Here is a 22,123-nt window from a genome sequence, read left to right on the forward strand (position 1 = left end):
TATGCCGGTCGTCGTTCGCCCGTCTGGCTCAGGAGACGAAACGGAACTACACGGACGACTACTGCCTGTTCTTCGATTTCCTGTGGCAGCGCGGGAAGACATGGCGCGACGCCACAGCAGACGATCTGTGGGACTTCGAGGACTGGCGAACCCGCTCGCTGCGCAATCCGCGTCGGGTGGGTGGGGCACGGTGGAACCGCGGGCTGGCCGCTCTGATCCGGCTGTACGAGTGGGCGGTGCAGCGCGATCACGTGCCGGTCAACCCGGTGATCATGCGGTCGGTCCCCAGCAGGAGCGGCCAGCGTGTTCTGATGCCGGCGGCCAGGGCGAGGAACGCGCGGACCAGCGAAGTCCGTTGGCTGACGCCACGGGCATTTCGCCGCTGGGTGGAGTGCGGTCTGCGTGGGCATGGTGCCGACGGCGTGCCGTCGGCGGGGTGGGCGGGGCGGCTGGCCGACCGCAACGGCACCTTCGCTGATCTGCTGTTCTCCTCCGGGGTTCGGCTGACGGAGGGGGCTTCGTTGCTGACGCTGGAGGTCCCGCGCCTTCGGCTGGAAGGCGGTCGTTACTACGTGGGGCGGCTCGCTCGGGTGGTGACGAAGTCGAAGCGGGCGCGCACGTTCTATGCCTCCTCCGTGGTGGTCGGGGAGATCGAGGGGTACGTCGAGTCCTCGCGCGCCCGGGTGGTTCGGCGCGCGCAGGCCTTGGGCCGCTACGACGATCTGCCGATGAGGCTGGTGACCCATGAGACCGGTCGGCACCGGCGTGTGCTGCATTGGCGCGACCGGGACGGTGTGATCGGGCAGACCCCGCTCACGGAGGCGACGGTGGAGGAGCGGATGAGCTTCTTCATCGAGGGTCCGGCCGGTCCGGAGCCGCTGTGGCTGTGGCTGAACGAGGCCGGTCTGCCGTTCAAGCCGGCCTCGTGGGAGGGCGTTTTCCGGGCGGCGAACGAGCGCTGCGAGGCAGTGCTGGCGCCGGTGATGAGCGAGCCGCCGTTCTGCACGCCGCACATGTGCCGGCACAGCTTCGCGTTGTTGATGCTCGTGGTGCTCAACCACGTCATGGACCGGCGTATGGGGCTGACGCCGGAGGAGCGAAGGGACTTCCGCCTGCTGTACGGCGATCCCTGGCGGATGGTGCAGGACCTCCTCGGTCACGCCCAGATGGAGACCACGAAAGCGGTGTACCTCGCCCCGGTCGCGGATCTGCAGCTGCGGTCGCTGCTGGCTGACTTCGTGCCCGCGGACGGGCCAGTGTCGGAGCAGGAGCTGGCGGGGCTGTTCGCGCGGCTGGCCCTGGAGAGCGAAGGCATCCAGGACCTGGACGATCAGTTTGAGGCCCATTGAGCCGCCGCGGCAGGGCTGCTGCCTTGCCCGACGCTCCGCATCAGCGTCCGGCAGTCCTTGAGAAGGAGGGCCTGGTCGTGCAACACCGGGACGCTCAGGGCATGATGCGCAGCTACGACTTCGGTGTGCTGCCGGTTCCGGAGGCGTTTCAGCGGTCTTTGGCCGCTCTGTACGCGGCCAAATGCGCCCCGGGCGGAGGCTGGGACAGCGTCGAGACCAGCGAGGCCCATTGGTACCTCGTGCGGCCCTTCACCGAGTTCCTCGCCAGCCTGGACGACGTGCCGCCGGACGTGGACCGGCTGACGACGGCGCACTGGAATGCGTGGCGGCTGAGCCTGCCGCCAAGACCGAACGGCTACAGCAAGTACGCATCGGTCGCCGGCCTGCTCCAGCTGGATCCGCGGCTCGCGCAGCCTGTGCGGGAGGCGATGGCCAAGCGGTTCGCATGGGAGACGGGTCGTGTCCAGGCCTATGGGCCCGAGGAGTTCAAGGAAATCCGGATCGCGGCCCGGCGGACGTTCCGCTCGGCGCTGCTGCGGATCCGGGAGAACACCGACCGGCTCACGGCCTGGCGTGCGGGCGCGACTGAGCCAGGCAGCCGGGAGTGGCTGGTCGGGGAGGCTCTGGACGTGCTGGCGCGCACCGGCGATGTACCGCTGTACGAGTGGCGGCGCGTCGTGCGCCGTCGCTACCGTCCGGCGCTGGGCGGCGGCTCGGCGGAACACACCTGGAAGCGGCTCTTCCTCAGCCGCAAGGAAACAGCTGCACTGGCGGTGCTCATCGCCTGCGAACTCGGGCTCAACTCCACCACGATCTCTGAGCTGCCGGTGCCCAAGACGCTGCCCGGCACGGCGGAGGCGGGTATGCCGGTCTACCGGCTGCGGCTGGAGAAACGGCGCCGTGCAGGTCACCGTGGCCGCTTCGAGAGCCGTAACCTCACCGACTCCGGGGCCGACTCCTCCGGGCGGATCATCAGCGAGGCCTTGGAGGCCACCTCGCACGCCCGGGCCACGTTGGCGCTGCTCGGTGCGGACACCGAGCGGCTGCTGGTCTGGCACCAGACCACCGAGCACGAGGGCCAGGCCTACCTCAAGGCCGTCCGAGCCGGCCAGTTCGGGTTCGGCGTGGACGAACACTCCGGCCGCGACTGGGCACGGTCGGTCGGGCTGTCCGGTTCTCCGCTAAAGCGCATCCGCAAGACGGTGAACGTGCTGCACCGGCGCGAGCCCGGGCAGAACACCCAGGACACGCACGACAGCGTCTACGTGCTGCCGGAGCCGCAAGTCCAGCAGGCGGCGGTGCCGGTGATTGCCGAGGGGGCCCTGGACGCGGTGGCTGCTGCTTATCGCACCGTGTTCAGCGCCCGTCTGACGGAGCGGTCCAAGGCGGGAGAGCTGGAGACGGCGACAGCAGATTGCGCCGACTACGAGCACGGCCCGTTCAGCCCGCCGGGCCAAACATGCGCCGCCTCGTTCCTGCTGTGCACGGCCTGCCCCAACGCCAGGGTCACGCCCACCCATCACCCTCGTCTAGCACACCTACACCAGGCCCTGGGCAACCTGCGCGGCGTCGTGGAACCGGTCGTCTGGGACGCGGACTGGGCCGATGCCCACACCCGGCTCGCCGATCTTCGCGACCGCCTCGGGGAGTCGGTCTGGAATGCCGCGCTCGCATCGGTCAGCGATACCGACCGCGATGTCATCGATCAACTTCTTCACGGAGACTACGACTTGTGACCGCTCTGCCTTCCGAACTGCCGGCAATGCCCGGATGGAGAACCCCGGTCATCGCACCGTCCCTGATCCTGGCGCCCGGCCCCGTCCCGATCTCGATCTACGGCGACGACGTCTGGTCTCTCGCACCGTTGATCGCCAACCCCAGCGCGTCGCGGGTCGGCGTGGACTGGTCTAAGTTTCCGGACGCCTTCCGGGAAGAACTGCGTCTCGCGGCTTGGACGATGATCAATACGGCGCTGCCGGAAAGCGTCCTGGTCGGTCACCCGGCCTGGCACTCCCGCCTGGGACCCCACGGGATCTACGACACCGTGCGCCGGTGGCAGCGCTTCGCCCGCTGGCTCACGGCGCAGGGGATATCCGGCCTCGGTGCCTGCACGACCGAGACCTTCACCGCGTACGCCGGTCACCTGGCCCGCCGGTCAAGTGCCAACCGCAACGATGGCACGAAGGAGCTGGTCGCTCTGACCCGCCTGTGGGCGTTCGACGCCGCGAGCGCCCGTCCGGCCGGCCTGGTGATGCCTCCCTGGCACCGGTACGGCGTCGACGACTACCTCCCGGCCGCGCCTGCCCCCGGTCCCGGGGAGAACAGCCGGGAGCCGATCGCTCCGGCCACCATGGGGCCGTTGCTGGTCTGGGCGCTGCGCGTGGTCGACGACTTCGCCGACGACATTCTGTCCGCCTGGGCGGAGACGCAGCGCCTGACCGAGCAGGCCGAACAGGCCGTCGGTACATGGGAGTCCATGGCGCGGCTGAGGATCTACCTGGATCAGCTCGTGGAGCGTGGTGACCCCGTACCCACCCGATGGCACAAGGGCGAGCACCAGATCAGCATGACCTACATGGCCGCGCTGGTCGGCTGCTCCCCGAAGCAGATCAACAGCCATCTGCGGACCGAGCTGCGGGAGGGCTTTCGCGACTACGCCCAGCGCCGCCCCGGCCCCTGCCCGCTCTCCACGCCGATCACCGGGCGGGTCGCCGGACAGCCGTGGACCGAATCGATCGACTTCACCGAGGTCCCACAGCTCATGCGGCATCTGAGTGTCGCCTGCTTCATCGTCCTGGCGTACCTGACTGGCATGCGGCCCGGTGAGGTGATGGGCCTGGAGAGCGGCTGTTGTCCCGAACCGTCATCGCCAGGACGGCACCTGATCTACGGCCGAGTGTTCAAGGGGGTCCACGACCAGGACGGCAACCACTACTCCGCCGGGCAGGTGCGGGAGGTCCCCTGGGTCGCCATTCCACCGGTGGTTACCGCGATCCGCGTGCTGGAACGCATCGCCCCGGACGGGCTCCTCTTCGACAGCGCCGTCCACGCGATCCCGCGCGGTCGCATCTCCACAAGCCGGGTCGTCGGCTTCGAGGCGATGCGCAACCGGATCGAGGACTTCATCGAATGGGCCTCCGGCCTCGCGGTGGGCCTGGACCGTCCCCATGAAGTCATCCCAGAGGATCCCTTCGGGGCACTCGGCGTGGCGCGCTTCCGCCGGTCGCTGGCCTGGCACATCGCGCGCAGACCGGGCGGGCTGGTGGCCCTGGCCATCCAGTACGGGCACATGCGCACCGCCATGAGTGCCGGCTACGCCGCCCGCGGCCGCGGCGGCATCCACGAGCTGCTCGACGTCGAAACCGCCCGGGCTACCGCCGACACCCTCACCACCCTCCACGACGACCTCGCCGCCGGAACCGGGATTTCAGGGCCAGCCGCCCGGCGGGCGATCCACGCCGCGGCCCAGGCCCCCACCTTCGCCGGGTCCATCCGCACGCACCGCCAGGCCCGGGACATCCTGGGTAACCCGGCCCTGACCGTCTACGACAACCCGCACTCGTTCCTGATGTGTGTCTACCACCGCGACCGTGCCTTGTGTCACCGCCTCGATGGCACCGACGCCCCGAGCCTCGACCGCTGCCAGCCGTCGTGTGCGAACATCGCGCGCACCGATCGCCACGCCGACGAACTCGTACAGCGTGCGAAGAGGTTGGAGAAGCAGGCCGCCTCGGAGGCTGTGCCCGGCCCGCTCGCCGACCGGCTCTCCCGGCGTGCCGACCATCTCCGGGGTCTGGCCGACCGCCACAACAACGATCGCATTCACTCCCAGGAGCCGACCGCATGAGCCCCGTCGCAGACGAGCGCGACCGCATCCGTGCCGCGATGGACCGCATCCTGCGCGGCACACCCGAGCGCTCCAACGGCGCCCTGACGATCGTCGCCCTCGCCGTCGAAGCCGGTGTCCCGCGCAACGCCCTCACCCAGCGGCACACCGACCTGAAGAACGAGTTCTACGACAAGGTCCGCGCCCGCGGCGGCACCCCGGACAGCGAACAGCGCCTGCGCAAGCAGATCCGTCGCCTCAAGGAACTACGGGCTGCCGACGCTAAGGAGATCGCCCAGCTCAAGGCCGATGTCGAGGCACTGGTGGGCGCCCTGCACCAGGCCACGATGGAGAGCAGTCACTTGCGCCAGCAGTTCGCCGACCATGCTGTGATCCGTACGCTGCCCACGCAGGCCCCACTCGGCAGGTAGTTGATCGACCGCCTGAAACAGAGCTGGCGGCAGCCTTTGTCGCGACCTGGGCGCCTGGAGAGGGCGACGGTCTGTTCCTCGGAGGCGCCGCAGGCGGGGCGGCAGTATAGGTGCACGGCATCAGTCAGTATCGAGGCCGTCGATCAGGCGGTTGAGGAAACGGGTGAAGGTGGCGTCGGGGGTGAGAGGGCGTCCGGGGGCGGAAAGGGCTTCGGCGAGTTCCGGATGGCAGCCGTCGGCGGCGACAGCGGCGAGATAGCGGCCCTCGGCTGCGGCCCGGTCCGGTGATCTTGAGACTGCGGCCTGCACGATCTCATGGGCAACGTACCCGGCCACAAATGCGGTGATCTGGGCGAAGACCTCTAGCTTCGCCGCACCGTCCAGCCCGGTGGGCCGCAGGACGGCGAGCACGTGTTCCAGGAAGTTCAGCGTGTTGGGGCCCGGAACGCGGCGGGTGGACAAGGCGGCGGGCAGCCAGGGGTGACGCAGCATGTGGGCGCGCTGCAGTCGGGCCACGGTCTTCAGATCGGCACGCCAGTCGCCGCTGGGTGGGTTCGTGACCGTGAGTTCGCCGCTGACGTGGTCGACCATCAGTTCCAGCAGCGTCTCCTTGTCAGGGGCGTAGCTGTAGAGCGACATGACGCCCGCTCCGACCTCGGCGGCCACCCGCCGCATGGTGACCGCGTCGAGTCCTTCCGTGTCCGCCAGGGCGACGGCCGCCGCGGTGATCGCCTCCCGGCTGAAGGAGGGCCTGCGGCCCCTGCGGGGCTCGGTGGGACGCAGCCAGAGCTGTTCGGGATCGACGCTCTCGGCACCGGACATGGCCTCGCACCCCTTCCCCTGGTTGTTGAGGCGGCTCTTGCCAAGGTCATCCAAGCATCCTCTATTCTCGTACATCGTACGAGAATAGAGGAGGGGAACGATGCCATCACGCACGCCCGACGCCGTAGCCAGACCAGCCTGGGTGCCACCCGCCGGAAAACCGCCGCTTTCCTCGCGGATGATGAGGGCGACCTGGCGAGGTCTGCCGGCGAAACGGCATGAGGCCGGATGGGAGCCAGGACTGTTGGTGCCAGCCGCCGACGGCAGCCCGTTGATCACTGACCACTACTTTCCGCGTGCCCAGGGCGACTTCCCCACCCTTCTGGTCCGCTCGCCCTATGGCCGGGGCCTGCCGTGGTCACCCCAGTACGGCCTGCTCTTCGCCGAACAGGGCTTCCACGTGGTCCTGCAGAGCTGCCGCGGCACCGGGGGTTCGGGCGGCATGTTCGATCTGTGGCGCAACGAGGCCGCCGACGGCCAGGCCACGGTGGCCTGGCTGCGCGAGCAGCCCTGGTTCAACGGAACACTGGGGACCGTCGGCCCCAGTTACCTGGGCTACGTGCAATGGGCCCTCGCTCTGGACCCACCGCCGGAACTGAAGGCGATGGTGGTCCAGGTGGGGCTGCACGATCCCTACGCCCTGTTCCACGCGGACGGTGGGCTTCGCCTGGAGAACGCCCTCGCCGTGGGCGTGGGCATGAACTACCAGCACCAGGGCATGGCACCGTTCCTCAAGGCGACACTGCGCCTACAGCGCCGCCTGCGCGACATAACCACCGCGCAGCCCCTGCGCAGGGCGTACGTGTCAGCCTTCGGCAGCGAACTGCCCTGGCTGGACGACGTGATGACACACCCGGACGCCAAGGACGCCTACTGGCACGGCGCCTCGTTGGCGGAATCGGCGGAGCGGCTCCGCGTGCCCACGGCGCTGATCACCGGATGGCACGACGCACTGGCCGACCAGACCTTCGAGCAGTACGACCGGCTGCGCCAGGCCGGATGTGAGACCGCCCTGCTCGTCGGTCCCTGGACCCACACCTCCGCCCTGCAGCAAGGATGGCCCGAGGTATTCGCCGAGAGCCTCGCATGGCTGCGCGCCCACCTGTACGCCGATCCCTCCGGCCTGCGTCCCACCGCGGTGCGCGTGCACATCGGCGGCGAAAACGCCTGGCGGGACCTCGACAACTGGCCGCCAGCCACAGCTGCCACCTCGTGGTACCCCATCCCCGGCGGGCATCTCACCCAGCAGGCCCCCGCAGACTCCGCACCAGTGACGGCGTTCCGCTACGACCCGGCCGACCCCACCCCCTCCCTCGGCGGCCCACTGCTCTCCCGCACCGCCGGTCCCCGGAACAACGCCACCCTGGAGGCCCGAGACGACGTCCTGACATTCACCGGCCCACCACTGACCGAGCCCATGGACATCCTGGGCCCGGTCTCCGCACGGCTGAGCATCTCCACGGACACCGGACACGCCGATGTCTTCACCCGCCTGTGCGACGTAGACCCGCAAGGCCGCTCCGTCAACATCTGTGACGGGTTCAGCCGACTCCGGACGGCTGAACAGGCGCCCTCACAGGTCACCGTGCCGATGAGCTCCATCGCCCACCGCTTCCCCGTCGGCCATCGCATACGCTGGCAGATCAGCGCAGGCGCCCACCCACGCTACGCCCGCAATCCCGGCACCGGTGAGTCGCCGGTAGACGCCATCACCTTCACGCCGGTGCGCATCACGCTCCACGCGGACTCGGCATTGGTACTTCCCAGCAGCTCTGGGCTCGCGTAATTCGTCAGTCCTCCGGGGAAGGGTCGACGAGCCGGGCCGTCCGGCCCGGCTCACTCCTCCACGCCCTCTTCGCGATCCAGGTCAACCAAGTCAGGATTTCGTAGCAGCCACCCGTGGGCCGCGATTCACTTCGACACGCTGAACTTGACAGAGAAGTGCTCAGCCGCAGCCGGACGTACCGGTTCTCGCCGGGCAGCCAATAGCGCTTGGTCTGGATGTTGGGGTCGAAGCGGCGTGAAGTGCGGCGGTGGGAGTGGGAGATGCGGTTGCCGAAGCCCGGCCGGGTGCCGGTCAGCATGCAGTGGGCGGACATGGGTGACGTACCTCTCCAAGGGTGTTGTCGTAAATGGAATTCATTTTCAGTAAGATAGCAGCATGGCACGCAACGATCTCCGCCCCGTCATCAAGCTCCGGTCCACGGCCGGCACCGGCTACACGTACGTCACCCGCAAGAACCGCCGTAACGACCCGGACCGCGTGACCCTGCGCAAGTACGACCCGGTCGCGGGCCGGCACGTCGACTTCCGAGAGGAGCGCTGAGTCACCGCCATGCGCAAGGGAATCCACCCGGACTACGGGCTCGTCGTCTTCCGGGACCGGGCCGCGGACTACGCGTTCCTCACTCGGTCCACGCTCACCAGCGAGAAGACGGTCGACTGGGAGGACGGCAACGCCTACCCGGTCGTCGACGTCGAGATCTCCCACGTCAGCCACCCCTTCTACACCGGCACGGCCCGCGTCCTGGACACGGCCGGACGCGTCGAGCGCTTCGAACGCCGGTACGGGAAGCAGGGCTAGTCCATGCCCGAACTCTCCGTCGTGGTCGTCGGCGGTCTGCACGCCGACGCCCGCAAGGCCACTGTCGGGCACCTGCTCGCCGAGGTGCCCGGCAGCGTCGCACTGCACCACGACCTGTCCACCGCCGCGGGCGGCACGGTCGTACGGACCGTCCGGGACGCCGGTGGTGTCCGGGACGCCGGTGAGACGCCCCTCGTCAACGACTGCGCGTGCTGTGCGCTGCGCGCGGACCTGGTCCCCGAGCTGCGGCGCCTCGCGGACGCCGGCGACACGCCGCTCGCGGTCGTCGAGCTCTGGGACTCCGTGGAGCCGAAGGCCATGACGGAGGTGATCGCGTCCGGCGGCCTCACGGTCACCGGTGTGATCACCGCCGTCGACCCCGCGCTGCTGCTGGCGTACCTCGGCAACGGCGACGACCTCGCCGAGGGCGGCCTCGCGGCGGCCGCCACCGACCAGCGGACCGTCGCGGACACCTTCGCGCGGCAGTTGGAGTACGCTCCCGTCCTCGCCGTCCTGGACTCCCCGGAGGCCGACGACGAGGACCGCGAACTGCTCGCCCAGCTGCATCCGACGGCACGGCAGGTCCCGGCCGGCCGCGGTGGTCCGGCAGGTGACCCAGGCGTCCGGACGGCCCTGGGGAGCCGGGGCGCCGGGGGCGTGCCCGGCGCGCACTCTCCCCTCGCCCGCGCCGCCCTGGCCGGCTTCGACGTGGAGGCCGCCGCCGCGGCCCAGCATCCCGCCTGCGCGCTGCTGCCCACCGAGGCCGACGCGCACGGGGTCGCGACCCTCGTCTGGCACCGGCGCCGGCCCTTCCACCCCGAGCGGCTCTACCAGGCGCTGGAGGACCTGACCTGCGCCGCGGCACGCAGCCGGGGCCGGTTCTGGCTCGCCGACAGGCCGGACACGCTGCTGCACTGGGACGCCGCGGGGGGTGCCCTGTGCGTGGAGAGCGCGGGCCCGTGGCTCGCCTCGCTGCCCGACGCGGCGTGGGACCTGGTGCCGCCGGTGCGACGGGCCGCCGCCGCGCTGGACTGGCACCCGGAACACGGCGACTGCTGCCAGCACCTGGTCTTCACGTCCCCCGGCCTGGACCGCGAGGGGCTCGCGCACCTGCTGGAGTCCTGCCTGCTCACCGATGCCGAGTACGCCGCCGGACGCGCCGCCTGGAAGCGGTTGCCGCCGGCCTTCGACGCCTTCCTGGAGGTCTGACCCCCGCCATGCCCCGCCCCAAGACCGACCGCAGGCCCGCCAAGAACCGCCCCAACCCCCTGGACCAGGCGCGGATCACCTACATCGACTACAAGGACACCGACCTGCTGCGGAAGTTCCTCTCCGATCGCGGCAAGATCCGCAGCCGCCGCGTCGCCCGTGTCTCGGCCCGGCAGCAGCGGCAGCTGGCCCGCGCTGTCAAGAACGCACGGGAGATGGCCCTGCTGCCGTACTCCAGCCGCTGAAGCCTGCGGCAGGCAGACCCACGGTCAGGCCAGACGGCCGGCCACGGTCGATAGGTAGGAGACTCCCTACGCTTGACTCGTAGGGATTCTCCTACCTATCGTCCGGTTCATGAGAACTTCCACGAACATCACCCACGCCTCCTTCGTCACCCTCCCCGTCACCGACCAGGACCGGGCCCTGCGCTTTTACACGAAGGTCCTCGGCTTCGAGGTCACCGCCGACCTCCGGATGCCGCCCGGCCGCTGGCTCCAGGTCGCCCCGCGCGGTGCGCAGACCGCCTTCACGCTCTCCGGCCCCGGGATGGGCGGTTTCGAGCCCGGCTCCACCCGGGGGATCATGTTGCTCACGACCGATGTCGACGCCGACTGCGCCCGGCTCGCGGAGGCGGGCGTCCAGGTGCAGGGTCCGGACGACCACCCCTGGGGGCGCATGGCCGCCTTCCGCGACCCCGACGGCAACGGTCTGATGCTGCTGACGGAGAAGGAAGGCTTCTGACGACACCATGACCAGCAACGGGGCCGGGACGAGTGCCGCCGACACCACCGATACCGCCGACCGCGTGTTCGCCGCCCTCGCCAACGCCACACGTCGCGAGGTGCTGCGGCTGCTGCGTGACGGCGGGCCGCAGCCCGTCCAGGCCCTGGCCGACCACTTCGACATGCGCCGACCCAGCCTCTCGGAGCATCTGAAGGTGCTCCGGGACGCCGGGCTGGTCTCCGAGCAGCGTGCCGGCCGGCAGCGCATCTACCGCCTGGAGGCGGCCCCGCTCGCCGACGTACAGGACTGGCTCCATCCGTACGAGCGGTTCTGGCGTGAGCGGCTGACGGGCCTCGGTGATCTGCTCGACCGCATGCCCGACGATGAACCGACATGAGCACTCCGCCCCACCCCGTAGGCGATGACGACGACCTCACCGTCATCCGCGTCGACCAGTTCTTCCCGCATCCGCCCGCCAAGGTCTGGCGGGCGCTGACCGACCCCGAGCTGCTGGCGCAGTGGCAGATGCCAGGCTCCGAGGACTTCCGTCTGGAGGTCGGCCACCGCTACCGGATGACCTCAGTGCCCCGCCCCAACACCGACTTCTCCGGTGTCGTGGAGGTGTCCGTGCTCGGTTACGACGTCGAACGGATGCTGCGCGTCCGGTGGGCGGACGCCGCTCGCGCCGACGCGGCGGACTGGACCATCACGTGGACGCTGGAACAGGAAGGGCGCGGAACGCGTCTGTTCCTAGTGCACGAAGGATTCGATCCGGACGATCCGGCGCAGTCGATGGCGCGGAAGATCATGGACGGGGGCTGGCGGTCGCATGTCATGCGATCCCTGGGGCAGACGCTGGAACGACTTCGGTAGAGCGGGCGTCAGAGCTGTAACCGCAGGAACACCCCCCGTGCACGTGCATCTGCCCATGCATCTGCACATGAACAAGGTTATGATCCGCCTCAGTTGACCACTGCATCCATGGCCATACCAGCCAGTGCACCACCGGGGAGCGACCTGTGGATCACGACGTGAACGACGGTGACGTGTACGAGGGTGACGTGCACCAGGGCGCCGGCGCCTTCGGCGTGTACAACGGCATGGCCGCCACGAAGCTGCGTGGGGCGGCCTGGCAGAAGAGCCGGCACAGCAATTCGCAGGGCTCCTGCGTGGAGTTCGCGCGGTTGCCGGGCGGAAGGGTGGCGGTGCGCAACTCGAACTTCCCGGACGGGCCGGCGCTCGTCTACACGCGCGCGGAGATCGAGGCGATGCTCGCCGGTGTGAAGGACGGCGAGTTCGACCACCTGATCGCGGGCTGATCCCGCGGGGTGCGACACCGGGTGAGCGTCCACGGACGCCTAGTGACGCGCGTAGAACCTCGGCACCACAAGGTGCCGAGGTTGCTCAGCCGTCGGGCTGGAGCCGGAACATCGCCCAGACGACCTTGCCGCTCAGCGTGCCGGCCAGCGGGTGCCAGCCCCAGCTGTCGCAGAAGGAGTCGACGAGGAACAGGCCCCGACCGGACTCCGCCGAGAAGTCGTCCGCCTCGCGCGCGACCGGACTGTCGTTGCTGGGGTCGCGTACCGCGCACACCAGCCGCTCGGTCCAGCGCATCAGGTGCAGCCGCACCTGGGGCGGGGTGTGGTCGCCGTCCCTGGCCGGCGGGCGCGGGGCGACGGACGGCAGGCCGTGCCGCAGGGCGTTGGTGACCAGTTCGGAGACCACCAGGCAGACGTCGTCGAAGCGGTGGCCGACATCCCACTGGTCCAGCGTTCTGCGGGTGAACTGCCGTGCCTCGCGCACCGCTTCGAAACGGGCGGGCAGGGCACAGGAGGCGGCGTTGGACACGGCCGTGGGGTCCAGCGGCGGAAGGCCCTGCCGTAAAGGCTCGAGCATGGTCGATCCATTCGTCCCCATGCGAGGCACTCCCCCGGGAATTCGCGGTCGTGGCGATGCAGCGGTGGCGCGGGACCATGGTTTCGGATGCGTACAGCAGATGCAAGGGCAGATGCACGTGCACGCGACCGAATTGGACCCTCCCGTACCACTTGTTGGCCATTTTTTCCGCCATCTTCACGCCGCCTGCTTGCCTTCTCCTTCCCCTGGGCTTCCTCAAGGGATCCGGGATCTTTGGCTTCTTTCCATCTGTGTAATCGGACGAGTACAGCTCGGAGTGTTTTAGTGGCAGACTGCGGGCCCGGAAGACGGTTGGGGAGGCTGGAACGTGAGCGCGGGAGAGCCCGGATCGGTGGTGCGGCGGATGCTGCTCGGCTCGCAACTCAGGAGACTGCGAGAGGCGCGGGGCATCACGCGCGAGGCGGCGGGATATCACATCCGCGCCTCCGAGTCGAAGATCAGCCGGATGGAGCTGGGCCGGGTGAGCTTCAAGACGAGGGACGTCGAGGACCTGCTGACGCTGTACGGAATCGTGGACGAGACGGAGCGGACGTCGCTGGTGTCCCTCGCCCGGGAAGCCAACGTCGCGGGCTGGTGGCACAGTTACTCCGACGTCCTGCCGAACTGGTTCCCCACCTATGTGGGCCTGGAGGGCGCTGCGTCCCTGATCCGCGCGTACGAGGTGCAGTTCGTGCACGGCCTGCTCCAGACCGAGGCGTACGCGCGTGCCGTCGTCCGGCGCGGCATGAGGGGTGCCGGCGAGGCCGACGTCGAGAAGCGGGTGGCGCTGCGCCTGGAGCGGCAGAAGCACCTCGTCTCCGAGAACGCCCCCGACTTCCACATCGTGCTCGACGAGGCCGCCCTGCGCCGGCCCTACGGCGACCGCGAGGTGATGCGCGGCCAGCTCCAGCACCTGATCGAGTTCTCCGAGCGGCCCAACGTGCGGCTCCAGATCATGCCGTTCAGCTTCGGCGGGCACTCCGGCGAGTCCGGCGCCTTCACCATCCTCGGCTTCCCGGAGTCCGACCTGTCGGACGTGGTGTACCTGGAGCAGCTCACCAGCGCGCTCTACCTGGACAAGGCGGAGGACGTCGCCCAGTACGAGAAGGCGCTGAAGGAACTCCAGCGGGACAGCCCGGGGCCGGACGAGAGCCGGGACCTGCTGCGGGGACTGCTCCAGCTCTCCTGAAGGGCTCCCGGGTCGTTCGCCGGGAGTCACTCCAACTCTCTTGCGACACCAGTACGATGACGTGTGATCAGGCACTGCTTCACCGGCAGGGATTGAGGAGTCGCATGTCGTCCTACTTCACCGACCTGGCTCAGCAGTACATCGACGGCGAGTGGCGTCCGGGCACGGGTTCCTGGGACATCATCGACTTCAACCCGTACGACGGCGAGAAGCTGGCCGCGATCACCATAGCCACGGTCGGCGAGATAGATCAGGCCTACCGTGCCGCCGCCCGTGCCCAGCGGGAGTGGGCCGAGGCCGGGTCCCACGCCCGCCGTGCCGTGCTGGAGAAGGTGCTGCGGCTGGTCGAGGAGCGCGAGCTGGAGCTCACCGAGGCGATCGTCTGCGAGCTGGGCGGCACGCGCGTGAAGGCCGGCTTCGAACTGCACCTCGCCAAGGAGTTCCTGCGTGAGGCCGTGAGCCTCACGACGCGCACCGAGCACCGCCTGATCCCCTCCCCGGACCCCGGCAAGGAGAACCGCCTCTACCGCGTCCCGGTCGGCGTCGTCGGGGTGATCAGCCCCTTCAACTTCCCCTTCCTGCTGTCCCTCAAGTCGGTCGCCCCGGCCCTCGCCCTGGGCAACGCCGTCGTCCTCAAGCCCCACCAGGACACCCCCGTCGTGGGCGGCACAGCCATCGCCCGGCTCTTCGAGGACGCGGGGCTGCCCGCCGGTGTGCTCAACGTCGTCGTCACCGACATCGCGGAGATCAACGACGCCTTCCTGGAGCACCCGGTCCCCAAGGTCATCTCCTTCACCGGCTCCGACAAGGTCGGCCGGCACGTCGCCACCGTCTGCGCCCGGCACTTCAAGCGCGCGATCCTCGAACTCGGCGGCAACAGCGCGCTGGTGGTCCTCGACGACGCCGACCTCGACTACGCCGTCGACGCGGCCGTCTTCAGCCGGTACGTGCATCAGGGCCAGGTCTGCATGGCCGCAAACCGCATCCTGGTGGACCGCTCGGTCGCGGGCGCGTTCACCGAGAAGTTCGTCGCCAAGGTGCGCGGCCTCAAGGCCGGTGACCCGAGCGACCCGGAGACGGTCATCGGCCCGCTGATCAACTCGTCGCAGTCGGAGGCGATCACGTCCGTCGTCGACCAGGCGATCGCCGAGGGTGCCACCGCGCTGCTGCGCGGCTCCACGCGGGGCAACCTGGTCGAGCCCTCGGTCCTGACGGACGTCCCGGCGGACTCGGGGCTGCTGCGGCAGGAGATCTTCGGCCCGGTCGCTCTCCTCGTCCCCTTCGACGGCGAGGAGGAGGCCGTGCGCCTCGTCAACGACACCCCGTTCGGTCTGAGCGGTGCCGTGCACACCGCCGACGTCGAGCGCGGCGTCCGCTTCGCCCAGCGCATCGACACCGGCATGTTCCACGTCAACGACGGCACCGTGCACGACGAGCCGCTCGTGCCGTTCGGCGGCGAGAAGGACTCGGGTCTCGGCCGGCTGAACGGCGAGACCACCCTGGACGCCTTCACGACGCTGAAGTGGATCTCGGTGCAGCACGGCCGGAGCAGGTTCCCGTTCTGAGGGCCGCGAGCGGGCGTCCGGGGTCGAGGGTTGACCTCGGACGGTCCGGGGCGTCGGCCTAATCTGGATCGCATGTCAGCGATCCGTCTCCTGGTGCTGGGCGCAGTCCGCCAGCACGGGCGGGCCCACGGGTACCAGGTGCGCAACGACCTGGAGTACTGGGGCGCCCACGAGTGGTCCAACGCCAAGCCCGGCTCGATCTACCACGCGCTGAAGCAGATGGCCAAGCAGGGCCTGCTGCACGCGCACGAGATCGCCCCCTCCACCGCGGGGGGCCCGCCGCGCACCGAGTACGAGATCACGCCGGCGGGTGACGAGGAGTACTTCACCCTCCTGCGCGACGCGCTGACCTCCTACGACCAGAAGGTCGACGTCAAATCCGCGGCCATCGGCTTCATGGTCGACCTGCCGAGGGCCGAGGCGGTCGCGCTGCTCAAGGAGCGCATCCGGCGCATCGAGGAGTGGCGCGCCGCCGTCACCGACCACTACGTCCCCGAGGACGGCCCCGGGCAGCTGGGCCACATCGGCGAGATCATGAACCTCTGGATCCACACGGCCGACGCCGAGGCCCAGTGGGCCAGGGGCGTGATCGGCCGTATCGAGGGCGGCGCCTACACCTTCGCCGACGAGGGCGAGCCGTTCGTCGGCGTGCTCGCCGAGGGCGAGGAGAACCCGTACGCGACGCGGGAGCGGCACCCGGAGGATCTCCGCTGACCGTCACGGATCTCGGCTAATCAAGTTTGACCAATCCGCCGCGCGGGTATTACGGTGGGCCAGGTAGTCAATCTTGACTAGTGAGCTAGGTCAGTGAGGGAGTGGCCCAGTGGCCGACACGGCGATCACCGTCGTAGGAGCACGCAAGAAGTACGGCAACGGAAAAGACGTCAAACACGCACTGGACGGGCTCGACCTCTCCGTCGCGCGGGGCGCGGTGCACGGAGTGCTCGGGCCGAACGGCGCCGGCAAGACCACCCTGGTCCGCATTCTGTCCACGCTGCTGCGCCCCGACGCGGGCCGCGTCGAGGTGGCCGGGCACGACGTGATGCGGGCGGCGTACGAGGTGCGGGTCAGGATCGGGCTGCTCGGTCAGCACGCGGCAGTGGACGAGGACCTGAGCGGCTTCCAGAACCTGGAGATGTTCGGCCGCCTCTACCACCTGGGCGCCCGGCACGCGCGCGTGCGGGCCGGAGAGCTCCTGGAGCGCTTCGGCCTCGCGGACACCGGCCGCAAGGCGGTCAAGCAGTACAGCGGCGGCATGCGGCGCCGCCTGGACCTCGCCGCGTCCCTGATCACCGACCCGGAGGTGCTGTTCCTGGACGAGCCCACCACCGGCCTCGACCCACGCGGCCGCGCCGAGGTGTGGGCGTCGGTCCGCACCCTGGCCGGCGGCGGTACGACGGTGCTGCTCACCACGCAGTACCTGGAGGAGGCCGATCAGCTCGCCGACCGCATCTCCGTCGTCGACCTCGGCCGGGTCGTCGCCGAGGGCACCTCGGACGAGCTGAAGGCACTGACCGGCGGCGACCGGATCGATGTCGTCCTGCGCGACGCCGGCCAGCTGGGCACCGCCGTCGCGCTGCTGCCCGTACCGAAGGACGACATCACCGTCGACGCCGACCGGCGGCTGCTCAGCGCACCGGTCACCGACCGGATGGCGACGCTGGCCGCGGTCGTACGGGCGCTGCAGGAGGCCGGTGTCGAGGCCGAGGACGTGGCACTGCGCCGCCCCACCCTGGACGAGGCGTTCCTGCACCTGACCGCCGACCGTGCGAAGGAGGCCGTATGACCACGCACGCGCTGACCGACTCCTGGACCATGACCCGCCGTGAGCTCTCCCACTGGGCCCGGCAACCGGTCCAGGTGGCCGTGGGCGTCGCCTTCCCGGTGATGCTGCTGGTGATGTTCGGCTACCTGATCGGCGGCGGCCGGGCCGTCACGGGCGAGTACATCGACTACCTGTTGCCCGGGATGCTCGCGCTCACCATGGCCTTCGGCCTGGAGGGCACGATGATCGCCGTCACCGAGGACCTCAACAAGGGGGTGATCGACCGCTTCCGGTCGATGCCCATGACCAACGGCGCGGTCCTGGTGGGTCGTTCCGTCGCCGACATGCTCCAGTCGGCGCTCGCCCTGGCCGTCCTCATCGGCGTCGGCCTCGCCCTGGGCTGGCGCGCGCACGGCGGGCCGGTGGCCTTCCTGGGCGGCGTGGGGCTGCTGCTGCTGTTCCGGTTCGCCATGCTGTGGGTCGGCATCCACCTGGCGATGGTCGCCGGGAAGCCGGAGCTGGTGCAGGCCGTGCAGATCCTGGTCTGGCCGGTGGGCTTCCTGTCGAACGCGATCGCCACACCGGAGGCCATGCCGGGCTGGCTCGGCACGGTCGTCCAGTGGAACCCGATGTCCCAGACCGCGACAGCCGTGCGCGACCTGTTCGGCAACCCCGGCGGTGAGGCCGGGCACCTGTGGGCCGCGGTCGTCTGGCCGCTGGCGCTGCTCGCGGTCTTCTTCCCGCTGGCCGTACGGCGCTTCGCCCGCCTCAGCCGATGAGGCCGCCGAATCCGGCTTGCACCTAACGTGGCGTGAGGGCTCAACGTGGAGGCGTACCGAGAGAAGGAGCGGAAGTGAGCTACTCCGTGGGACAGGTCGCCGGGTACGCCGGGGTCACGGTGCGCACCCTGCACCACTACGACGGCATCGGCCTGCTCGCGCCGAGCGAGCGCAGCCACGCGGGCCACCGGCGTTACAACGACGCCGACCTCGACCGGCTGCAGCAGATCCTGTTCTACCGGGAGCTCGGCTTCCCGCTCGACGAGGTCGCCGCCCTGCTCGACGACCCGGCCGCGGACCCGCGCGCGCACCTGCGCCGCCAGCACGAACTGCTGACCGCCCGGATCGAGAAGCTGCAGAAGATGGCGGCGGCCGTGGAGCAGGCCATGGAGGCACGCAAGATGGGCATCAACCTCACGCCCGAGGAGAAGTTCGAGGTGTTCGGGGACCGCGACCCGGACCAGTACGAGGACGAGGTGCGCGAGCGCTGGGGCAGCACGGACGCCTACCGCCAGTCGCGCGAGCGCACCGCCTCCTACACCAAGGAGGACTGGAAGCGCGTCACCGAGGAGTTCGACGGGATCCACCGGAGCATGGCCGACGTGATGGCCACCGGCGCCCCGGCGGACTCCGAGGCGGCCATGGACACGGCCGAGGAGCACCGGCTGTTCATCACGCGGTCGTACTACGACTGCTCCCACGAGATGCACAGCTGCCTCGGCGAGATGTACGTCTCCGACCCGCGGTTCACGGCGATGTACGACACGATCCGTCCCGGCCTCGCGGTCTACATGCGCGACGCGATCAAGGCCAACGGAGCCCGGCAGACGCCCTAGGAAGCGGGCCCGGGAGCCCCGCTCCCGGGCCGCGGTCGCGCACAGTGCATCCTGGGGACCCCGGTGGAACCTGGGGTGGACACTTTCCGTTGATAGCTTTGTCCGGCCGTATTGGATGCCGTACTTCCCGACCCCTCAGGAGCCCGGAACCGTGACGACGCTTGCCCTCGGACCGAGCTGGCTGGATCCGAACTATCTGCTGGACAGCTTCGGAATCTGGGGCCTGCTCCTCATCGTGTTCGCCGAGTCGGGCCTGCTCATCGGCTTCTTCCTGCCGGGCGACTCCCTGCTGTTCACGGCCGGTCTGCTGATCACGTCCAAGCAACTGGACTTCCCGCTGTGGGCGGCCATCGTGCTGATCTGCGTCGCCGCGATCCTCGGCGACCAGGCGGGCTACATGTTCGGCAAGAAGGTGGGACCGGCGCTCTTCACCCGCCCCGACTCCCGCCTCTTCAAGCAGGAGAACGTCACCAAGGCCCACGAGTTCTTCGAGAAGTACGGCCCGAAGTCCCTGGTCCTGGCCCGCTTCGTGCCCATCGTGCGCACCTTCACGCCGATCATCGCGGGCGTCAGCGGTATGCGGTACCGCTCGTTCCTGATCTTCAACGTCCTCGGTGGCGTCCTGTGGGGCGCGGGCGTGACGATGCTCGGCGCCTGGCTGGGCAACGTCGGCTTCGTCAAGCAGAACATCGAGGCGATCCTGATTCTGATCGTCCTCGTCTCGGTCCTGCCGATCATCTTCGAGTTCTGGCGCGCCCGTTCGAAGAACAAGAAGAACCCGCCCGAGCAGCCCGAGGACGGGCAGTCCCGGTACCAACAGCAGCCTCCGTTCCAGCAGCAGCCCGTGATGGACGACGCCACGACCCAGCTCCGCCGCATCGAGCCGAACCACCGGCACGACCAGGGCTACGGCCGGCAGGACCACGGCGACCAGGGCTACCCGCAGCAGCAGGGGGGTTACGGCAACCAGGGCCACCAGCAGCAGGGGCACGGCCAGCAGGGATACGAGCAGGGATACGGCCAGCAGGGATACGGCAACCAGGGATACGGCCAGCAGGGGTACGAAAACCAGGGCTACCCGCAGCAGTACCCGCAGCAACAGCAGCAGCAGCAGCCGTACGCCCAGCCGTACCCCCAGCAGCAGTACCCGCAGCAGCAGGAACCGTACGACCCCTACCGGCAGAACTGACACGCCCCCGGGGCGCGGGCAACCGCGCGGCCCTCACAACCCGCAGCCGCCCCCCCAAGCGGCCGCCCCGAGTCCGTAGGCGCCCGCCCGAACGCCATAGGCGCGGGCGCCCGGCCCCGAGAACGTCGCAGGCAGCCTCAGAACCCTCGCGTCCGCTTGGCGGCCCGCCGCCCCCCGGTGGCGGCACCCGGCAGCCGCAGGAACAGCCGCGAGATCTCCGACCCCAGGTTGACCCCGATGGCGATGGCCATCGCCAGCGCCGCCGCCTTGGTCAGCGACCCCAGCCCGGAATCCACGTCGTTCCCCGCGATCGACAACAGCCCGAAGTACGTCGCGGAACCCGGCAGCAGCGGCCCGATCGCCGCCGTCGTGTACGGCAGCGCGGACGCGTACCGGTAGCGCGACAGCAACTGCCCGAACAGCCCCACCAGCCCCGCGGCCGCCGCCGTGGAGGCGACCGGCGAGATGTTTCCCGCGTAGTGCATGGCGCCGTACACGATCCACGCGACGCCGCCGTTCAGTGTCACCGCGACCACGGTGGACCGTTCCTGCTGCAACAGCACGGCGAAGGTCAGCGACAGCAGCATCGACGCGGCGATCTGGAGCAGGGGCCGTTCGGCGATGTTCAGCGCCGCGTCCGGGTTCAGCTGGGCGCCCAGCTGGACGCCGAAGTACAGCACCACGAGCACCCCGACGACGATGCCCACGAAGAAGTACATGACCTCCAGCAGCCGCGCCGCGGCGGTGATGTAGAAGCCGGTCAGTCCGTCCTGCACGCCCGCCACCAGCGCCCGCCCGGGCAGCAACGCGAACAGCCCACCGGTGATGACCGCCGAAGCCTTCACGTCGACGTGCAGCAGCGTGAGCGCGACCCCCATCGCGGCCGGCGGCATCGCGGCCACCGTGAACTGGTAGAACTCCGGCAGTCCGCGCCCCGCGCACAGCCAGGCCAGCCGGTCGCCGAGCATCGCGCCGAGCGCGGCCGCGACGAACACGATCAGGTCACCACCGACGAGCACCGAGGCGGCACCGGCGAGCAGCCCGCTCGCGGACGTCAGCACCCACGTCGGGTAGGGGTGCCGGTTGCGGCGGATCTCGGCGAGGCGCCGGTAGGCCTCCTCCAGGGAGATGTGCGTCTCGGGGTCACTGAGGTCGTCGACGAGCTGGTACACGGCCGCCAGGCGCGTGTAGTCGGTGCCCCGGCGGCGCACCGTCCGGGCGGCCGAGACGGGATCGTCGACGAGGGACGGCTGGTACGAGATCGACAGCAGGGTGAACGTGACGGTCGGCTCGCAGCGGTCCAGGCCGTAGGAGCGGCAGACCGCGAACATCGCCGCCTCCACGTCCTCGGCGCCCTCGCCACCGGCCAGCAGCAGCTCACCGATACGCAGGGTCAGGTCGAGGACGCGCGGGACGGCCGGGCCCTCCTCCTCGGCCTTCTGCACCAGCTCCGGGGCGGGCCGCTCGGCCACCGGCATCCGCAGCATCGTGCGCATCCGGTCCTGCCATGGCAGGTCCTTGGTGAGCCGGACCACAGGGATACCGCTCGCCGGCGTGAACGCGGCCGGCGCGCTGCGCGAGCTGTACGTCCGCGGCGGGCTGAACGCCGACCCCTCGGGCTCGGCGGCGGGCGGCGACGGGACGTCGAACCCGTCCGGCAGCGCGAACTCGGACGTCGTCTCCGGCTCGGCCGGCGCCCTGGCCAGATCCAGCCCGTCGGGGATCGCGAACTCGGATGTGACCTCGGGGTCGAACGTGCCCCTGGCCTCGTCCGACTGCGGCTTGCGGTCCTCCGCCTCCGTCACCTGGCAGCGCTCCCTGTACGACACACCCAACAGCCCTCAGTATGCGCACAGACACGCGGACGGGGGCCGGGCCGGAGCCGGGCGCGCGGGCACACCCCGACGAGCGCCGCGCAGGAAACCCCCCGCCACACCAGCGCAGGGAGACCCGCCCCCAG

At 69.8% G+C, this 22,123-nt stretch carries 23 protein-coding genes and 1 pseudogene; 20 read left to right on the forward strand and 4 right to left on the reverse strand.

The features are described from left to right. From AB0O67_RS28125 to AB0O67_RS28140, 4 genes are all read left to right on the forward strand, one after another. Positions 1 to 1,349: site-specific integrase (locus tag AB0O67_RS28125; protein WP_365455692.1), on the forward strand; the 1,349-nt coding region annotated here is incomplete at its 5' end. Further along, positions 1,346 to 3,085 (forward strand): hypothetical protein, encoded by a 1,740-nt coding sequence (locus AB0O67_RS28130; protein WP_365455695.1) that lies wholly within the window; start codon positions 1,346 to 1,348, stop codon positions 3,083 to 3,085. The genes AB0O67_RS28125 and AB0O67_RS28130, both read left to right, overlap by 4 nt. Positions 3,086 to 3,111: 26 nt before the next feature. Beyond that, positions 3,112 to 5,196, forward strand: a complete 2,085-nt coding sequence (locus AB0O67_RS28135) for an integrase (protein ID WP_365455698.1) — start codon at positions 3,112 to 3,114, stop codon at positions 5,194 to 5,196. Beyond that, positions 5,193 to 5,606, forward strand: a complete 414-nt coding sequence (locus tag AB0O67_RS28140; protein ID WP_365455701.1) for a hypothetical protein — start codon at positions 5,193 to 5,195, stop codon at positions 5,604 to 5,606. Before AB0O67_RS28135 ends, AB0O67_RS28140 begins: the two co-directional genes overlap by 4 nt. 120 nt (positions 5,607 to 5,726) lie before the next feature. On the opposite strand, the gene AB0O67_RS28145 is transcribed toward AB0O67_RS28140, so the two are convergent. Further along, a complete protein-coding gene (locus AB0O67_RS28145; RefSeq protein WP_365455749.1) occupies positions 5,727 to 6,428 on the reverse strand; it encodes a TetR/AcrR family transcriptional regulator in 702 nt (233 codons plus the stop codon). Positions 6,429 to 6,609: 181 nt separating this feature from the next. Between AB0O67_RS28145 and AB0O67_RS28150 the strand changes: the two genes are divergently transcribed. Then, positions 6,610 to 8,214, forward strand: coding sequence for a CocE/NonD family hydrolase (locus AB0O67_RS28150; RefSeq protein WP_365455752.1), 1,605 nt, complete (start codon positions 6,610 to 6,612; stop codon positions 8,212 to 8,214). 157 nt (positions 8,215 to 8,371) lie between these two features. Here AB0O67_RS28150 and rpmB read toward each other — a convergent pair. Continuing rightward, a pseudogene (gene rpmB, locus AB0O67_RS28155) lies at positions 8,372 to 8,527 on the reverse strand (50S ribosomal protein L28); the annotation flags it as partial. Positions 8,528 to 8,589: 62 nt separating this feature from the next. Here rpmB and rpmG point away from each other — a divergent pair. From rpmG to AB0O67_RS28195, 8 genes are all read left to right on the forward strand, one after another. Next, positions 8,590 to 8,754 (forward strand): 50S ribosomal protein L33, encoded by a 165-nt coding sequence (gene rpmG / locus AB0O67_RS28160; protein WP_365455704.1) that lies wholly within the window; start codon positions 8,590 to 8,592, stop codon positions 8,752 to 8,754. 9 nt (positions 8,755 to 8,763) lie between these two features. Continuing rightward, on the forward strand, positions 8,764 to 9,012 hold the full coding sequence (locus AB0O67_RS28165; RefSeq protein ID WP_365455707.1) for a type B 50S ribosomal protein L31: 249 nt from the start codon (positions 8,764 to 8,766) through the stop codon (positions 9,010 to 9,012). 3 nt (positions 9,013 to 9,015) lie between these two features. Then, a complete protein-coding gene (locus tag AB0O67_RS28170) occupies positions 9,016 to 10,221 on the forward strand; it encodes a GTP-binding protein (RefSeq protein WP_365455710.1) in 1,206 nt (401 codons plus the stop codon). Positions 10,222 to 10,229: 8 nt separating this feature from the next. Further along, positions 10,230 to 10,466 carry a 30S ribosomal protein S18 gene (rpsR, locus tag AB0O67_RS28175; RefSeq protein WP_365455713.1) on the forward strand — a complete coding sequence of 79 codons (237 nt, stop codon included), beginning with the start codon at positions 10,230 to 10,232 and terminating at the stop codon, positions 10,464 to 10,466. Positions 10,467 to 10,575: 109 nt separating this feature from the next. Beyond that, positions 10,576 to 10,962, forward strand: coding sequence for a VOC family protein (locus AB0O67_RS28180; protein ID WP_365455716.1), 387 nt, complete (start codon positions 10,576 to 10,578; stop codon positions 10,960 to 10,962). Positions 10,963 to 10,969: 7 nt separating this feature from the next. Further along, complete coding sequence (locus tag AB0O67_RS28185; RefSeq protein ID WP_365455719.1) at positions 10,970 to 11,341, forward strand: metalloregulator ArsR/SmtB family transcription factor; 372 nt, start codon at positions 10,970 to 10,972, stop codon at positions 11,339 to 11,341. Next, positions 11,338 to 11,817 carry an SRPBCC domain-containing protein gene (locus AB0O67_RS28190; protein WP_365455722.1) on the forward strand — a complete coding sequence of 160 codons (480 nt, stop codon included), beginning with the start codon at positions 11,338 to 11,340 and terminating at the stop codon, positions 11,815 to 11,817. Before AB0O67_RS28185 ends, AB0O67_RS28190 begins: the two co-directional genes overlap by 4 nt. Positions 11,818 to 12,044: 227 nt before the next feature. Next, positions 12,045 to 12,263, forward strand: a complete 219-nt coding sequence (locus AB0O67_RS28195; RefSeq protein ID WP_365455755.1) for a DUF397 domain-containing protein — start codon at positions 12,045 to 12,047, stop codon at positions 12,261 to 12,263. An 85-nt stretch (positions 12,264 to 12,348) separates the two neighbouring features. Here the strand turns inward: AB0O67_RS28195 and AB0O67_RS28200 are convergent, their stop codons facing one another. Further along, positions 12,349 to 12,840: an ATP-binding protein gene (locus AB0O67_RS28200; RefSeq protein WP_365455725.1), complete on the reverse strand. Its 492-nt coding sequence runs from the start codon at positions 12,838 to 12,840 to the stop codon at positions 12,349 to 12,351. Positions 12,841 to 13,204: 364 nt separating this feature from the next. Here AB0O67_RS28200 and AB0O67_RS28205 point away from each other — a divergent pair, with 364 nt between their 5' ends. The 7 genes from AB0O67_RS28205 (at position 13,205) to AB0O67_RS28235 (ending at position 20,163) form a co-directional block, all read left to right on the forward strand. Continuing rightward, entirely contained in the window at positions 13,205 to 14,029 is an 825-nt protein-coding gene (locus tag AB0O67_RS28205; RefSeq protein WP_365455758.1) for a helix-turn-helix transcriptional regulator, read from the forward strand. Between the two features lie 104 nt (positions 14,030 to 14,133). Next, on the forward strand, positions 14,134 to 15,594 hold the full coding sequence (locus AB0O67_RS28210) for an aldehyde dehydrogenase family protein (RefSeq protein WP_365455728.1): 1,461 nt from the start codon (positions 14,134 to 14,136) through the stop codon (positions 15,592 to 15,594). Between the two features lie 72 nt (positions 15,595 to 15,666). Then, positions 15,667 to 16,308 carry a PadR family transcriptional regulator gene (locus AB0O67_RS28215; protein WP_365455731.1) on the forward strand — a complete coding sequence of 214 codons (642 nt, stop codon included), beginning with the start codon at positions 15,667 to 15,669 and terminating at the stop codon, positions 16,306 to 16,308. Positions 16,309 to 16,417: 109 nt separating this feature from the next. Beyond that, positions 16,418 to 17,380: an ATP-binding cassette domain-containing protein gene (locus tag AB0O67_RS28220; RefSeq protein WP_365455734.1), complete on the forward strand. Its 963-nt coding sequence runs from the start codon at positions 16,418 to 16,420 to the stop codon at positions 17,378 to 17,380. Beyond that, the gene (locus AB0O67_RS28225) at positions 17,377 to 18,138 is read left to right on the forward strand and encodes an ABC transporter permease (protein WP_365455737.1); all 762 of its coding nucleotides are present in this window, start codon (positions 17,377 to 17,379) and stop codon (positions 18,136 to 18,138) included. The genes AB0O67_RS28220 and AB0O67_RS28225 overlap by 4 nt, the downstream gene beginning before the upstream one ends. Positions 18,139 to 18,212: 74 nt before the next feature. Continuing rightward, a complete protein-coding gene (locus tag AB0O67_RS28230; RefSeq protein WP_365455740.1) occupies positions 18,213 to 18,974 on the forward strand; it encodes a MerR family transcriptional regulator in 762 nt (253 codons plus the stop codon). Between the two features lie 151 nt (positions 18,975 to 19,125). After that, complete coding sequence (locus AB0O67_RS28235; RefSeq protein WP_365455743.1) at positions 19,126 to 20,163, forward strand: VTT domain-containing protein; 1,038 nt, start codon at positions 19,126 to 19,128, stop codon at positions 20,161 to 20,163. Between the two features lie 137 nt (positions 20,164 to 20,300). Here AB0O67_RS28235 and AB0O67_RS28240 read toward each other — a convergent pair whose 3' ends face one another. Continuing rightward, a complete protein-coding gene (locus AB0O67_RS28240; RefSeq protein WP_365455746.1) occupies positions 20,301 to 21,968 on the reverse strand; it encodes a threonine/serine exporter family protein in 1,668 nt (555 codons plus the stop codon). Positions 21,969 to 22,123 lie beyond the last annotated feature (155 nt).

This window comes from Streptomyces sp. NPDC086077, from assembly GCF_040686175.1.
Taxonomy (GTDB): Bacteria; Actinomycetota; Actinomycetes; order Streptomycetales; family Streptomycetaceae; genus Streptomyces.